Annotated in this window: 17 protein-coding genes; 9 read left to right on the top strand and 8 right to left on the bottom strand. The window is 48.7% G+C overall.

The features are described from left to right. Positions 1-30: 30 nt before the first annotated feature. From D0C16_RS08050 to D0C16_RS08020, 7 genes are all read right to left on the bottom strand, one after another. Complete coding sequence (locus tag D0C16_RS08050) at positions 31-2,376, bottom strand: heavy metal translocating P-type ATPase (RefSeq protein WP_151031830.1); 2,346 nt, start codon at positions 2,374-2,376, stop codon at positions 31-33. A 97-nt stretch (positions 2,377-2,473) separates the two neighbouring features. Then, complete coding sequence (locus D0C16_RS08045; protein WP_151031829.1) at positions 2,474-3,028, bottom strand: cytochrome c; 555 nt, start codon at positions 3,026-3,028, stop codon at positions 2,474-2,476. A gap of 57 nt (positions 3,029-3,085) precedes the next feature. Next, entirely contained in the window at positions 3,086-3,391 is a 306-nt protein-coding gene (locus D0C16_RS08040; protein WP_012487445.1) for a hypothetical protein, read from the bottom strand. Between the two features lie 36 nt (positions 3,392-3,427). Continuing rightward, positions 3,428-4,144, bottom strand: a complete 717-nt coding sequence (locus D0C16_RS08035; protein ID WP_151031828.1) for a copper resistance protein B — start codon at positions 4,142-4,144, stop codon at positions 3,428-3,430. A 9-nt stretch (positions 4,145-4,153) separates the two neighbouring features. Beyond that, positions 4,154-6,229: a copper resistance system multicopper oxidase gene (locus D0C16_RS08030; protein WP_151031827.1), complete on the bottom strand. Its 2,076-nt coding sequence runs from the start codon at positions 6,227-6,229 to the stop codon at positions 4,154-4,156. Between the two features lie 6 nt (positions 6,230-6,235). After that, entirely contained in the window at positions 6,236-6,748 is a 513-nt protein-coding gene (locus D0C16_RS08025) for a DUF411 domain-containing protein (RefSeq protein ID WP_049629734.1), read from the bottom strand. A gap of 114 nt (positions 6,749-6,862) precedes the next feature. Beyond that, entirely contained in the window at positions 6,863-7,255 is a 393-nt protein-coding gene (locus D0C16_RS08020; protein ID WP_151031826.1) for a hypothetical protein, read from the bottom strand. A 254-nt stretch (positions 7,256-7,509) separates the two neighbouring features. Between D0C16_RS08020 and D0C16_RS08015 the strand changes: the two genes are divergently transcribed. The 9 genes from D0C16_RS08015 to D0C16_RS07975 are packed head-to-tail and all read left to right on the top strand — an operon-like array spanning position 7,510 to position 14,654. Next, the gene (locus D0C16_RS08015; protein ID WP_255482022.1) at positions 7,510-7,866 is read left to right on the top strand and encodes an arsenate reductase ArsC; all 357 of its coding nucleotides are present in this window, start codon (positions 7,510-7,512) and stop codon (positions 7,864-7,866) included. A gap of 4 nt (positions 7,867-7,870) precedes the next feature. Next, positions 7,871-8,212 carry a metalloregulator ArsR/SmtB family transcription factor gene (locus tag D0C16_RS08010; RefSeq protein ID WP_151031824.1) on the top strand — a complete coding sequence of 114 codons (342 nt, stop codon included), beginning with the start codon at positions 7,871-7,873 and terminating at the stop codon, positions 8,210-8,212. 15 nt (positions 8,213-8,227) lie between these two features. Then, positions 8,228-8,716, top strand: a complete 489-nt coding sequence (locus D0C16_RS08005; protein ID WP_151031823.1) for an arsenate reductase ArsC — start codon at positions 8,228-8,230, stop codon at positions 8,714-8,716. Between the two features lie 42 nt (positions 8,717-8,758). Further along, complete coding sequence (gene arsH / locus D0C16_RS08000; protein ID WP_151034851.1) at positions 8,759-9,475, top strand: arsenical resistance protein ArsH; 717 nt, start codon at positions 8,759-8,761, stop codon at positions 9,473-9,475. 30 nt (positions 9,476-9,505) lie between these two features. Beyond that, on the top strand, positions 9,506-10,534 hold the full coding sequence (gene arsB, locus D0C16_RS07995) for an ACR3 family arsenite efflux transporter (protein ID WP_151031822.1): 1,029 nt from the start codon (positions 9,506-9,508) through the stop codon (positions 10,532-10,534). Positions 10,535-10,557: 23 nt separating this feature from the next. Next, on the top strand, positions 10,558-11,079 hold the full coding sequence (locus tag D0C16_RS07990; RefSeq protein ID WP_151031821.1) for a cyclin-dependent kinase inhibitor 3 family protein: 522 nt from the start codon (positions 10,558-10,560) through the stop codon (positions 11,077-11,079). A gap of 22 nt (positions 11,080-11,101) precedes the next feature. Beyond that, positions 11,102-12,109: an ArsJ-associated glyceraldehyde-3-phosphate dehydrogenase gene (locus D0C16_RS07985; RefSeq protein WP_151031820.1), complete on the top strand. Its 1,008-nt coding sequence runs from the start codon at positions 11,102-11,104 to the stop codon at positions 12,107-12,109. 12 nt (positions 12,110-12,121) lie between these two features. Then, on the top strand, positions 12,122-13,351 hold the full coding sequence (gene arsJ / locus D0C16_RS07980) for an organoarsenical effux MFS transporter ArsJ (protein ID WP_151031819.1): 1,230 nt from the start codon (positions 12,122-12,124) through the stop codon (positions 13,349-13,351). Positions 13,352-13,364: 13 nt separating this feature from the next. Further along, complete coding sequence (locus D0C16_RS07975; protein WP_225318952.1) at positions 13,365-14,654, top strand: hypothetical protein; 1,290 nt, start codon at positions 13,365-13,367, stop codon at positions 14,652-14,654. Between the two features lie 60 nt (positions 14,655-14,714). On the opposite strand, the gene D0C16_RS07970 is transcribed toward D0C16_RS07975, so the two are convergent. Further along, complete coding sequence (locus D0C16_RS07970; protein ID WP_151031818.1) at positions 14,715-15,428, bottom strand: hypothetical protein; 714 nt, start codon at positions 15,426-15,428, stop codon at positions 14,715-14,717. Between the last annotated feature and the right edge of the window lie 168 nt (positions 15,429-15,596).

Here is a 15,596-nt window from a genome sequence, read left to right as displayed (position 1 = left end):
AGCCTCAAATGGCAAGGTAAGGGTTCAGCATTATTTGAGCATTACGCCGGTCCGCCGCAATCGCAACGCATTTGCAATCACCGATGCTGAACTTAAACTCATCGCCAGGGCGGCAATCATGGGCGAGAGTAACCAACCCGTCCAGGGATACAGTACCCCAGCGGCAATCGGAATCCCCAAACCGTTATACAAGAATGCAAACATTAGGTTCTGCTTCATATTGCGCACTGTGCCATCCGATAAAAAACGCGCTAATGCAATGCCGCGTAAATCACCTTTTACTAAAGTAACTTGCGCGCTATTCATGGCTACGTCAGTGCCTGTCCCCATGGCAATTCCCACATCGGCTTTGGCCAGGGCGGGTGCATCATTGATCCCATCTCCCGCCATGGCGACCATCTTGCCCTCTGCTTGCAAGCGCTCAACCAAACGCAATTTGTCCTCCGGTTTCACCTCACCATAGACCTCATCGATACCCAAGCGTGCCGCCACAGCCTTGGCCGTTGTGAGCCCATCTCCTGTTGCCATGATGATGCGCAAACCAGCCGCTTTTAGCGTTGCCAAGGCTTCCGGGGTGCTGGGTTTAACGGGGTCAGATACCGCCAGCAAACCCGCTAGTTGGCCATCCACCGCCAGGTACATAACACTGGCACCTTCACCGCGCAGGGCTTCGGCTGTGGACATCAGCGGCGCGACAACGACACCCTGTTGCTCCATCAGCACCGTGTTGCCCAAGGCCAACTTGCGGCCCGAAACGTTTCCATTAACTCCGATGCCAGAACCAGACTCAAATTGTTCAACTTTTTCCAGTGTGAGATTGCGCCCACGTGCTGCCTGGACAATGGCATCGGCCAGCGGATGCTCACTGCCTTGATCAAGGCTTGCGGACAGGCGCAACACATCTTCTTCACTGAATCCATCGGCAGGCACCGCGCGGTCGAACGCTGGCCGACCCTCGGTGAGAGTTCCTGTTTTGTCGATAATGAGGGTATCTATCCGGCGGAAGTTCTCGATGGCAGCGGCATCCCGAAAGAGCACACCCTGAGTCGCGCCGCGTCCGGTAGCAACCATAATTGACATGGGCGTAGCCAGCCCTAGCGCGCAAGGACAGGCGATAATCAGTACCGCTACCGCGTTAATTAATCCAAATATCCAACGCGGTTCCGGGCCGAACAGCCCCCAGGCAAAAAAGGTCAGCACGGCAACCGCGACCACCGCAACGACAAAATAACCGGCAACAGAATCCGCCATGCGTTGCATTGGTGCTTTGGACCGCTGCGCTTGCGCGACCATCTGAACAATCTGCGCCAAGACGGTAGACGATCCAACGCGCTCAGATTGAATGGTGAGTGCTCCATTAGTATTGAGTGTTGCACCGATCACCTTATCACCCACGCGTTTCATCACTGGCAGCGGTTCACCGGTCAGCATGGATTCATCCACTGCGCTGCTACCTTCCACAATGACACCATCCACCGGCACTTTTTCGCCGGGGCGAACACGCAACTTATCGCCGACATGGACATGCGTCAGTGGCACATCCTCTTCACTCCCATCATCGCGAATGCGTCGCGCTGTTTTTGGAGCTAAACCGAGTAAGGATTTGATCGCCGCCGAGGTTTGCGAGCGCGCCTTTAATTCCAACAGTTGCCCTAAAAGCGTCAACGAAATAATGACGGCGGCCGCTTCGAAATAAACGGAAACCCGTCCCATGGATACGAAGGAATCAGGGAATATACCGGGCGCCACTGTCGCTACCAGGCTGTAAACGAAGGCCGCACCTGTCCCCAAGCCAATCAGCGTCCACATGTTAGGTGTGAGATTGATAATTGATTGCCAGCCGCGCACAAAAAAAGGCGTTCCCGCCCAGAGGACAATGGGTAACGTCAGGATCAATTCGATCCAGGTTTGGGTAGACACAGAAAATAGATGAAGCTGATGACCAAACATCGCCAGAACAGTAACGATAATGGTTAGTGGCAATGTCCACCAAAACCGGTGTTGGAAATCCCGCAACTCAGGATTTTCCTCCTCTTCTAATTCGGGAATTAGTGGCTCCAGAGCCATTCCACACTTTGGGCAACTGCCGGGATGATCTTGACGAATCTCGGGGTGCATTGGGCAGGTATAAACGGCTCCGGACCCAGATATTGCCGGTGCTGTATCGCCAACATTGCCGTTACTTGGTGTCCTCAGATACTTGCCGGGATCAGCTTTGAACTTTGCCTGACAGCTCGCGCTACAGAAATGATAGGTTTTCGCCTGATGCTCAATGTGATGGGGCGATGCAGGGGTGACCGCCATACCGCAAACCGGATCTTTCAATGTAAGGTTCGCCTTTTGTTCATGGTGAGAATGTGCGTGTGTGTGTTCCATCAGTAAACCTCTTGGCAGTTGAGTTATTCAGTAATCATAGGGGTCACTGATAGTGCTTGTTTGAGATGTATCAAACCGATCCCTATTTATCGGGCGCTTAGTGGTGGCTGGTTTCAGCTGGCTCGCGTGCGGTCAGGATCTGGTATTGCTCTGGAGTCAAGGTCGGCAATTTCTGGATAAACGCCACCATGCCCCAAATCCGTTGGTCGTCATGGGTCAGCCCCCAAGCTGGCATACCGCTAGCTTTGATGCCGTGCTTGATGATCCAGAATTGGCGCTTCGCACTGGCTGCGTTACCACCTGCATGGGTGTGCTCGTGATCATCCAGCGCTAGAGACAAATTAGGTGGGCTGGGATAAAGCCCGATACTCATATCACTGCGCTTCACGCCCGGTTTCAAATGGCATTGGGCGCACATGTCGTTATAGTCAGGTCCACCCGCCAACAGCAATTCAGCATCCGAAAGATCCGGTACCTGAATATCGGCGGCAGCACGTGCAATCGATTGTTCCCGCAAGGTTTCCAATGCCCTATAAGTCAGCCGGTTATGCGGGACATCGGCACCCATCGGGTAAACGCCGGAATAAATAAAACCCAGCCCTGCGAGCAGCATAATAATGGCTGTTAGCAGTATCACTTTGATCAACGTCATACAGTCTTCTCCTCATAGAGATGGGAGGGCGACGACCGTCGCACTCCCATCAATTTGTTAATGGCCGCCATGACCTTCGTGGTTTGTACTGGATGCCGCTTTACTGGTGGTAGTTGTCTTACCATGGTCCATTCCCTGGTGTTGATCGCCATGCTCGCTGTGTGCAGCGCTGCATTTTTTCATCAGCGCTTGCATGACCGGATCGTTCATATCCATCTTGGAATGATCCATTTTTTTCATGGCTTCACAATCGGGTGCTTCCGCCGTTTTGGCGTGTTCTGCCGGATCATGCGCAAACGCTGGAGCGATCAGTAGTGTGCTGGACAAGATCAGAGCAGCATTCATCAGTATTTTTTTCATCATTAAGTCCTCGTTAGTTAACGTTGGATAAACAGCTATTTAAAACCAGGCCCGAACGCCAGCTACCCATTGGGTATCACTGGTTGATTCGCCATGGTCTCTTACAAAATCGGCGGTATTGCCGAAGCTTCTCGTCCAGTTCACACCAATATAGGGTGCAAATTCACGACGAATTTCGTAACGCAACCGTAAGCCTGCCTGGGCATCCGAGAGACCTGAACCCGTCAGCCGGTGCATATCGTTCTGGCCATAAAAGTTCACCGAGATTTCCGGGGATAAAACTACTTTTTGGGTAAACATCCATTCATATTCTGCCGACAGACGCGCGGCCGTATCCCCGGAATCCCCGACAAACAATGCCGCATCAATTTCAAAGAAATACGGCGCTAGTCCCTGGATACCAATGACACCCCATTCGCGATCAGGTGTGGGCTTCAAGTCTTTGCGCACACCGACTTGTACGTCCCAAAAAGGGGCAATGGCATGGCTGTATAGCGCTTGTATTTCAGCTTCCTCAGTTTCACCATTCACACGTTCCACATCGGTTTTAATCCAGAGTTTGTGCAGGTCTTTACCGATCCAGGCTTGCGCCTCCAGGACGTAAGGATCAGCTTCATCCCCACCGTCGCGCCACTCGAATTGGTCGATCATGACGCGCGCCAGTAAAGGGTCATCCCCCTCATGGGCCAATACCGGCAGACTGGAAAATGCGGCTGCCCACAGTGTCAGGGTAAGTTTTGTTGATAGGTTTTTCATGGTGTTCTCCTAAACGACCCTGACTTCACGCATCATGCCGAGCATGTGGTAAAGCAAATGGCAGTGATAAGCCCAACGGCCTTTGGCATCGGCGGTGACGAGGTAGCTGATACGGGATCCAGGCTGGACGATGATGGTGTGCTTGCGAGGGATGTACTCAGGATCACCCGTTTCCAACTCGCTCCATAACCCATGCAAATGGATGGGATGGGTCATCATGGTGTCGTTGACCAGGATAATTCGGACACGCTCACCAAACGCCAATTCCAGTGGCTCGGCATCGGCAAAATTGAGACCGTTAATCGACCACATGTAACGACGCATATTTCCGGTCAGGTGCAGCTCAATTTCCCGTGAGGGTTCGCGCTTGTCATAAGTGGGGTGCAGTCCGCGGATGTCGGCGTAGGTCAACACGCGTCGGCCATACAGTTTCATATGGTCGCGCAAACCAATTCCTGGATCGGCCAATCCGCTTTGGGGGGCTTCGGAGTGGCTATCTACATGAGGGCCGAATTCCGTATCGGGATGTTTGATTTTGGCAAGGGGATCGAAATTGCTGCCAAAACCCGCTTTGGCCAACCGCGATTTACCAGTGTGCTGACTATGATCCATTTTCATGGCTGACATATCGTGCCCGCTATGGTCCATCGCGCCCATGTTATGGCCGGAATGATCCATGCCTTCCATTGCGGGCTTCGAATGTTGGCTGTGGTTCATACCCGGCATCGCGCCTGACATGTCATGACCACTGTGGTCCATCGTTTTTTCACCCTGCTTGCCGTGATCCATAGCTTTCATCGCCGACATATCATGACTGCTATGATCCATACCGCCCATATCGTGACCACTGTGATCCATGCCGGACATATCCATCCCCATTTCGCGGTGACCCAACGTGGGAGCCGGATCCATCGCCGGTATCTCGGCATGCAAAGCAATATCGGTCGTCAGCGTGCCACGTGCATAACCTGTGCGATCATTACTCTGGGCAAAAATGGTGTACGCCGTGTTTTCGGCCAGCTCCACTATGACGTCGTAGGTTTCCGCAACCGCGATGCGGAATTCGTCCACTATCACTGGCTGGATGTTCTGACCATCGGCCGCCACGACAGTCATTTTCAATCCCGGGATGCGCACGTCGAAAATACCCATCGCTGCACCGTTAATAAACCGCAGGCGAACCTTTTCACCGGGTTTACACAGCCCCAGCCATCCCTGAGCGGGTGTAACGCCATTCATCAGGTAGGTGTAGGTATAACCGGTCACATCCGAAATATCGGTTTCGCTCATGCGCATCTGGTTCCACATTGAGCGATCATTCCAGGTAGCCGATAGCCCTTTGGTTTTGAGATCGCGGACCAGATCGCCAACCGTCCGCTCGCGGAAGTTGTAGTAGTGGCTCATTTTTTTCAGGGTGCTATACACTTTTTCCGGCGCGGTGTCCGTCCAGTCAGACAGCAGCACAACCATGTCGCGGTCGTAGGCAACCGGGTCAGGATCTTTGGGATCAATGACGATGGCGCCCATCAACCCGGTTTGCTCCTGAAATCCGGAATGGCTGTGGTACCAATAAGTCCCGTTTTGATTCACATCGAATTCGTACACGAAGGTCTCGCCCGGTTTGATACCGTCGAAGCTCATACCCGGCACACCATCCATTTCCGAGGGCAAAATGATGCCGTGCCAGTGGATGGAGCTGTCGTGATCTAGCGTATTGGTGACTCGCAAGGTCACGCGTTCTCCTTCTTTCCAGCGAAGGATGGGCGCAGGCAAACTTTGGTTAACCGTGGTGGCGATCCGTTGTTTGCCGGTAAAGTTAACCTTCTGGAAGCCAATCGACAGGTCAAACTGGTTTCCAGACAGGGTTTGAGGACCATTGGTTGGCCGAGGCGCGTCGGCAAATACCTGGCTGGATAACGGTAATGCACTCAGTGCTACCAAGGAGGAAGCACCGAGTACAAACCGACGGCGTGACTGGTCGGGTGACAACACGTCAGGGTTCGCCGGATAGCGATCCATTGCGGCAACCAACTCCGTTGTTGTGTGTATCCCCGCTGTGCGGGTATCGGGAATTTTCATGCCCATTTCTCCTTAGAAGGTTTGCGTCAAACTGGTGATACGGATGTATACCTCGCTGCTGCCATCGCTTTTCAGCAAGAGCACATCGTAGGGTGTGAAGCGTTCGCCCATTTCCATACCGGGGCTGCCCACAGGCATACCGGGAACGGCCAGTCCTATGGCCCCTTGAGGTTTTTCGGCGAGGAAACGGGTAATGACCGGAGCCGGAATATGCCCCTCAAACACATACCCCTCGGGGGAGACAGCGGTGTGGCAGGACTGGTATTGGGGGCTGATCCGATAGCGGTTTTTGATCGCATTCAGATCATCGGGATGATGGATAGTGGATTTCAGTCCATGGGATTGCAGGTGGGAAATCCATTCTTCACAACAGCCGCAAGTCGGGCTTTTGTATACCGCTAACTGAACGGGTTTATCGGCAGCCGCAGCTAGCGATGGGATGGATGAGGAGTGTGCTGTGTGGCTTATCAATAAAAACGTGATCGCCAGGCTACCGATAGCGCCTATAAAACGCTGGAAAACCATAAAAGCTCCAAAACAACGCGAAGGTTGTTAAACATCTACGGAGGGAGCTAATGTCACTCCCGCGAATACAATTGGAAGATCTATACGCCAAATTTCAGGCGTAACTGTCCTGTATCAGCGGAAAATGGGGGGACGATAGAGAGATGAAACGGGCGAGCTGGGGATGTGTTGGTGATACGAGTTGGTATTCACGGAGGTGTCAGATTGGATTGCAAACGCGACGCTGTAGCTCAACGCCGGTGCTGAACAACTACTGGAAGAACAATGCCCCATGGTTTTGCAACAATCGTGGGTGGTTTTCATATTCATGGCGTTATCCTGGGCATCCATTTGGCTCATATCGTGATGCATACCCATCATCGAATGATCCATGGATTCCATGTTATGGCTCATGGGAGCAACGTCCATCAACTGACATGGCATAGCCACAACCGCCAACGATTGGCCTAAAAAGACCAAGGTAAGCAGTGCGATTAACCACATAGAATGACGTTGTTTACTGATCATAGTAATTGAATAACCTGAGAGTTAAGGAAAGCATAATCCAATAACTCGATTACCGTCTACGTCAATTGCAATAACCGATGACCCGCCGAGTAAGAAATTATATATATCTGCATTCATCGGTCCAATATGATGGAATGGGTTGCCAATATGTATCAATATCCGTATATTCAAATATTCATATATATTAACATCTCATCATGAGCTCTAAAATCCGGGTGTTATTTCTTTGTACGGGCAACTCTGCACGATCACAGATGGCTGAAGCCCTTTTACGTCATGCAGATAACGAGCATTTTGAGGTGTACAGCGCGGGAACTGATCTTGTGCCCATCAATCCTTCAGCGCTTAGCGTGTTAGAGCGTGCGGGGGTGTCAGTTGAAGGCTTGTATAGCAAGTCGCTACCTGACTTGGAGAGTAGTGAATTTGATGTGGTGATAACGCTGTGTGACAAGGCTGCGCAAGAGTGTAAACGCCTTCCACAAAATAGCGAGGTACTGGCCTGGAGCTTCGAAGACCCGGCCACCAGCAAAGATCCTCGTGCTTTTGAGCACACCCTTCAGGCTATCCATGACCGTATCAAGCTGTTTGTTCTGGTCAAAACCAAAAGGTAATTTCATGTCCCTGACCCCCGATCAGTTTTGTAAAAGTTTGGCTGATGAAACCCGTGCACGAATTGCGTTGTTAGTTGCTGGCGAACAGGAGCTTTGCGTCTGCGAACTGACCTGCGCCCTGGATGAAATTCAGCCCAAAATATCCCGCCATTTAGCGCAACTGCGTTCCTCTGGCGTATTGGCTGATCGCCGCCAGGGCCAATGGATTTACTACCGGCTGCACCCGGACCTGCCTGAGTGGGCTGTCGAGATTTTGAAAGTGATGCGTAAGTCCCACAAAGAGTGGCTTGCCGATAATGTCAGTCGTCTGTGTGCGATGGATGATCGCCCTCAACGTTGCTGCTAACAGAGACCGCTCCTGATGAAAATCCTGTTTTTATGTACGCATAACAGCTGTCGCAGCATTCTCAGCGAAGCACTGTTTAACCATGTGGCTCCCGAGGGATTTACGGGCTACAGCGCGGGCAGTTTCCCCAGTGGCCAAGTCAATCCACTGAGTCTACAAGCCCTTGCTCGCGCCGGTGTTTCAGCGGTTGGATTACACAGCAAATCATCCGATGTGTTTGAGCAATTGGCCCCGGACATCGTTATTACTGTGTGCGACAAAGCTGCTGGTGAGGCCTGCCCGTTGTATTTAGGGAGCGCAATCCGTACACACTGGGGGCTGAGTGATCCTTCGGAATTAGCGTGTGATAACACTTTGGGTGAAGAATATATAAACGCTGCATTTGATGCGTGTGTTGCAAAAATTCAACAACGTATTTCCGCATTGCTGGCATTACCACTTAATGCACTTTTCCTCGATAAAGTGCAGCTGCAAGTTGCTCTGGATGGAATTGGAGAATTATGACGGTGATGCAAAAGAACTTTCCTATGAATTCGGTAATTGATGATGACTAATGACTCCATGCCCAACCTCAACAGCGATTTGTTGGCCGCGCAGAGCAATCCACTTTCGCCGCTCACGCAGACCGCTAATCACAAGCCGCGCATTTTGTTGCTTTACGGCTCCAATCGGCCTCGTTCATTTAGCCGGTTACTCGTATTAGAAGCCGAACGCATATTGCAGTATCTCGGTGCTGAAACGCAGATATTTCACCCGGAAGGTTTACCCCTTCCTGATGACGCTCCTGATACTCATCCAAAAGTGCAGGAACTTCGCGAACTTGCGCAATGGTCTGAGGGCCAAGTGTGGTGTTCCCCCGAACGTCATGGCGCGATGACGGGAGTATTCAAATCACAAATTGATTGGATTCCCTTATCAGCCGGTGCATCGCGTTTAACGCAGGGCAAGACGTTGGCATTGATGCAAGTGAGTGGTGGTTCGCAATCATTCAATGCGGTGAATCAGATGCGCATTCTCGGGCGGTGGATGCGTATGTTCACCATCCCTAATCAATCATCGGTCGCCAAGGCATTTCAGGAGTTTGATGATAATGATCGGATGAAGCCTTCGTCATACTACAACCGGGTTGTTGATGTGATGGAAGAGTTGGTGAAATTTACATTACTACTACGTGATCAAAAAGATTTTTTGGTTGATCGTTATTCGGAGCGCGTAGAAACAGCTGAGCAATTGATGCAACGTGTCAATCTATCGTCCATTTAATTAATTGATTTTTGTATCAGGATAATATCCATGGGCTTGTTTGAACGGTATTTATCATTGTGGGTAGCAATTGCAATTGTAATTGGGGCTGTTCTTGGCAATGTCTTCCCAGCTTTTTTTTCATTTGTTGCAGGGCTTGAATATGCTCACGTGAATATCGTTATTGCATTACTTATTTGGATAATGATTTACCCAATGATGGTGCAAGTGGACTTCAGTTCACTTAAGCATATTGGGACCCGCCCACAAGGAATTATCCTGACATTGATTGTGAATTGGTTAATCAAGCCATTTACTATGGCTGCATTGGGATGGTTGTTTTTTAAAGTTCTCTTTGTCGACTGGGTGGATCCACAAACTGCTCAAGAATATATCGCAGGAATGATATTGCTCGGTGTTGCTCCTTGCACCGCGATGGTGTTTGTTTGGAGTCAATTAACAAAAGGGGATGCAAATTACACGCTGGTTCAAGTGTCGTTGAACGATGTGATTATGATTTTCGCATTCGCACCACTGGCGGCATTCCTGTTGGGTGTTACTGACATTATTGTACCTTGGGAAACCCTACTAGTTTCAGTTGGGCTATATGTTCTACTGCCGCTAATTGCAGGTGTGTTGACTCGTTATTATTTAGAAAAGAAATCTTTTGGTGATCAAGTTTCATTACAACGCTTTTCTGCCTCGTTTAAGCCTTGGTCAATTCTCGGTTTATTGGGAACGGTCGTTTTGTTATTCGGGTTTCAAGCCAAAACTATTTTTGACCAAACCATCGCCATCGTTCTCATTGCAATTCCTTTGGTGATCCAATCCTATGGTGTGTTTGCCATAACGTTTATTGCCGCTCGGGCAATTCGGCTTCCGTATAGTGTCGCTGCTCCCGCCTGTTTGATTGGTGGATCAAACTTTTTCGAGCTGGCAGTTGCCGTTGCTATTTCGTTATTTGGGCTTCACTCAGGCGCCGCGCTGGCCACTGTTGTGGGTGTTCTAGTTGAAGTCCCTGTGATGCTTTCTCTCGTTGCTTTTTGCAATCGAAGCCAACACTTATTTAATCGAACGTAAAAACATATTTCTAAGGAAATTCCATGCCGTTAGTACATCCCTTCACTTCGCTTAACCTCGAAGGTGCGGGCCAAATTCTTTTCACTCCGTGCCCCGGCACCAAAGAGGTTGGTCTGCAATTGTCTCTTGAGCAACTGGCCGAGGCCGGAGCTGCTGCTGTGCTTACCCTTATGCCAAAAGAGGAAATACAGCGTAATGCCGTTACTGATTTGCCAGAGCTATGCGCGCAGTTAGGTTTGCAATGGTTTCATTTGCCCATCGAGGATGACCATGCGCCCGAACAGCTATTTCAGGACGCTTGGCTGTTATCGAAAGAAAAAATCCATGCGCTGGTAGCCCAAGGAAAAACAATTGCCATCCACTGTAAGGGCGGCTCTGGTCGTACAGGGCTAGTTGCGGCGCAAATTTTATTGGAGCGAGGATTGCCACTGGATGAAGTGATTGATCGAGTACGTGCAATTCGCCCCAGCGCATTGCAGATTCCCGCGCATCAGGAATACATCAATAAACTTGCCAACCAAATAGCATCCGAACCCTTAAATTGAAAATTCGTTGAAGGATTAATCCATGAAAAAAATTAAAGTTGGTATTAACGGGTTTGGGCGCATTGGTCGGTTGGCATTGCGCGCCTCCTGGAATTGGCCGGAATTTGAATTTCTGCAAATTAATGATCCTGCTGCTGATACGGAAACCTACGCACATTTATTGAAGTTCGACTCAATACAGGGCACTTGGCCAGAGGATGTTTCTGCTGATTACGGCAAGATAATCATTAATGGAAAAGCAATTCGCGTTACCACGAACAAAGCTATTGCTGAAACGGATTGGTCAGAATGTGATGTCGTGATTGAAGCCAGTGGCAAAATGAAATCGGTGGCTACTCTGCAAGCTTATCTTGATCAAGGCGTCAAGCAGGTTGTGGTCAGTGCACCGGTCAAAGAACCAGGAGCATTGAATATTGTGATGGGCGTGAATCACCATTTATTTAATGTGGCGGAAAATCGTATTGTGACAGCAGCATCTTGTACCACGAATTGCCTTGCACCGGTAGTAAAAGTAATTCATGAGAAGCTTGGTATTCGCCATGGCTCTATCACCACAATTCATAATTTAACAAATACCCAATCAATTCTGGACCAGTCTCATAAGGATCTACGCCGCGCGCGTTCCTCGGGTTCCAATTTAATTCCTACTACAACCGGATCAGCAACTGCCATAGCCGAAATATTTCCGGAATTACGCGGTCGTTTGAATGGCCACGCGGTAAGAGTTCCATTGGCAAATGCCTCGTTAACGGATTGTGTATTTGAGGTTGAACGAGCTACCACAGTAGAAGAAGTCAACGGCTTATTGAAAGCGGCCAGCGGAAATGAATTAAAAAATATTCTGGGTTATGAAGAGCGCCCGTTAGTTTCCAATGATTATTGCGGTGATTCACGCTCATCGATTGTTGATGCCTTATCAACGATGGTAGTGAATGGTACCCAAGTGAAGATTTATGCCTGGTATGACAACGAGTGGGGTTACGCAAATCGTACAGCGGAGTTGGCAAAATTAGTTGGACTTGCCAACTAAGGAGATCAGCTCATGACAATAACAGGCGCAGGAAAAAAGTTAAGTGCGGAAGTAAAACAATATCTGGTTGTGACCGGTAATTACTGGGCATTCACCTTAACCGATGGTGCATTACGCATGTTGGTGGTATTGCATTTCCATCAACTTGGCTACACCCCCTTACAAATTGCTGCGCTGTTTTTGTTTTATGAAATCTTCGGTGTGATCACCAACCTCGTGGGTGGTTATCTGGGCGCTCGTATCGGGCTAAACAGCACCATGAACATTGGTTTGGGCTTACAAGTAATCGCGCTATTAATGCTCGCTGTACCCACAGTGATGTTAACTCCGCTGTGGGTGATGGGCGCGCAAGCTCTTTCCGGCATCGCGAAAGATCTGAATAAGATGAGCGCTAAAAGCACGATCAAATTGCTCGTGCCAGGCGATCAGCAGGGACAATTGTTCAAATGGGTTGCATTGCTTACCGGATCTAAAAATGCGCTCAAAGGTGTGGGCTTCTTTCTCGGCGGCGCGTTGCTGGCGCTGTTGGGGTTTGTTGGTGCTGTTGTGGCCATGGCGGCGGTATTGGGTGTTATCTGGATAGCAAGCTTATTGTTCTTGAAAAAGGACTTGGGCAAAGCAAAACAGAAACCGAAGTTCCGCGAATTATTTTCCAAAAGTCGTGCGATTAATATTTTATCGGCTGCGCGTTTATTTTTATTTGGTGCACGAGACGTCTGGTTTGTTGTTGCATTACCAGTCTTTTTGAGCAGTCAATTGGGGTGGAGCTTCTGGTGGGTTGGCGGTTTTCTCGCTATCTGGATTATCGGTTACGGTATTGTCCAATCCATTGCCCCGGTATTAATTAATCAAGGTGAAAATAGTGCGCCAGGTGGATTACATGTATTTGTCTGGGCATTGATGCTGACGGGTATTCCTGCTGCCATTGCGGTGGGATTCAATTCATCACTTCCAATCGAAGCGGTGCTGATTGGCGGCCTTTTAATTTTCGGCGCTTTGTTTGCAATCAATTCCTCATTGCATAGCTACCTGATTGTGAATTACGCAAAAAACGATGGTGTTTCCCTGGATGTAGGGTTTTATTACATGGCGAATGCACTGGGCCGATTAGTAGGAACATTGTTGTCTGGCTGGATTTACCAAACCGAGGGATTAGTCGCGTGCTTGTGGGTATCAAGTGCGTTTATTGGATTAGCGGCATTGATCTCGTTGGGGTTGCTGCGTACCGTCAGTAATAATTGAGCGGGTTAAAAATATGACAAACAACGATGCAAGCTGTGAAATTCCGGGGTGCGAATCGCTAAGCAGTATGATTGCGACTCGCTTGAATGAAGATTGTTTTTGCCAAACGTTAGACCGGGAACGCCTGGACTATGTTCTTAGGCATGATCAGCTACAAGGAGATGTGCTGGCGCAGCACCCGCAATTGTTTTCCAACATTGCCACGTTTGTTTCCCACACACAATTTACGTCAATTAAAAACGCCATAGAAGCGATTGAACGTACGATTGCTCTTCCGGCATTTAATGATTCTGTAATGCGCGAAGCACATTCTCATGCCCGTGTTAACCATGGCCCCAAGGGTGCCTTCATGGGTTATGATTTCCATTTGTCTACCGATGGTGCCAGACTCATCGAAATTAATACCAATGCTGGCGGCGCATTTTTAAATGCAATATTATTAGGCGCACAGAAAGCATGCTGTCCTCCCATGGACGATGCACTGCACAGCCAAACGCAAAAACTATTCGACGACTTCGTTTCAATGTTCCGGAATGAGTGGCAATTGCAGCGTGGAGATAAGCAACTACGCCGAATTGCTATCATCGATCATAATCCGGAGGCACAGTTCCTTTATCCCGAATTTGTAGTCGCACAGCGTTTATTCAATAGTCATGGAATCGACGCCATAATTGTTGATCCGCAAGAACTCGCATACGAAAATCAGGTGCTGTCCCATCTTGGGCAGCCCATTGATTTAGTGTATAACCGATTAACCGATTTTTATCTCACTGATCCAATCAATATTGCTTTGCTCAATGCGTATCTATCAGGGGGTGTAGTCGTCACACCCAATCCATATCATCACGCACTTTACGCAGACAAACGCCATCTGATCATCTTAAGCGATAGATCAACATTGGATGCATTGGGTTGCAATGCGGATGATGCCAGGACATTGATCGACAGCATTCCCTCCACCATATCAGTGACAACAGAAAATGCCTCGGAATTATGGTCTGGGCGAAAAGGATTATTTTTCAAGCCTGCTTGCGGCTACGGCAGTAAAGCCACATATCGCGGAGATAAACTCACAACAAAAGTGTGGAGAGATATTGTTGCTGGCAATTACGTTGCGCAAACGTCAGTGTGGCCGAGTGAGCGTGCTATTTTATTGGATGGTGTGGAGAGTGCGTTAAAAATGGATATTCGCGCGTACAGCTATGATGGAAGAATTCAATTGTTAGCAGCACGTTTATATCAAGGGCAAACAACAAATTTTCGCACGCGTGGCGGTGGTTTTGCGCCGGTTTTTATATTGTGATAAGAGCTATCAAAAGAGTGCATTCGAATATATTAAATTTAGTGTTTGAAGAGCAAATTTTTACTTCCCATTTATCGATATGATCGAGTTGGATTCAATTGCTGCACTACGTAGATAATCTTTGATTTCAGGAAGACTCCAGTGCATTGGTAGGTTGTAGTATTTTAAAAAAGTATGACGAGCTTCATTGCTTGTTAGAAACTCCGTCCGGCGCTTTACTTGTTCATACGAAAACTGTGAAGCATCTCCAAAGTAAAGTTCGTAATTACTAATAACGCCCTGGCGTTTGCCTGGGTAAGTTTTTGCGAATTTTTCCAGCTGGTTGCGGATATGTTCCATATCATTACTGTCTGTAATGATGTTTTCCTCAGTATAGTAATGGAGCACCTGCTGTCTGTATCGAGCGCTATTGAAAAATAAAACGCGCAACCGCTTGTGCTTTGAGTCTAGTAGCGACTCGTCGCCAAAAAGCCATGTAAAAGTGTTATCCGGAATTTTCTCTGAATGCTCACGCTCTGAAACTTCATCAATGAGTGCATCAAAAAAATCTTTACCTTCAAGATCTTTTAATTTTGAAGCATCGATCCCCTTTGACTCAAGTCGCTCACGTTCACTTATAGTGAAGATATCAAACTCTGGTACATCGTCGTGTAGGGCTTTGGCTTTGTAAGCCATAAACAGGCTTTCTGCAAAGCCTTCATTCAAGCCGCGAACCTCATACAGTGTTCGCTTCACAATCATGTATTCGTTATGGGTCAAAGGTCTGTACGGCATAATTTATTATCCTCAACCTGCAGTCGTTTATATGGATTGCCATTGTCCTGCCTAACCAATTGAATATAGGCGCCCACCATAACAATCCAGATAATGACGATCATAGCCAGAAAAAATAAAAGCGTTATTTCCTGGTTGTTAAACACATTTAACACAGACACTGTTCTG

Origin of the sequence: Cellvibrio sp. KY-GH-1, assembly GCF_008806975.1 — a bacterium.
In the GTDB taxonomy this organism is placed as follows: domain Bacteria; phylum Pseudomonadota; class Gammaproteobacteria; order Pseudomonadales; family Cellvibrionaceae; genus Cellvibrio.
Note: the sequence above shows the minus strand (reverse complement) of the source record. Positions and strands in the feature narration are given on the sequence as shown.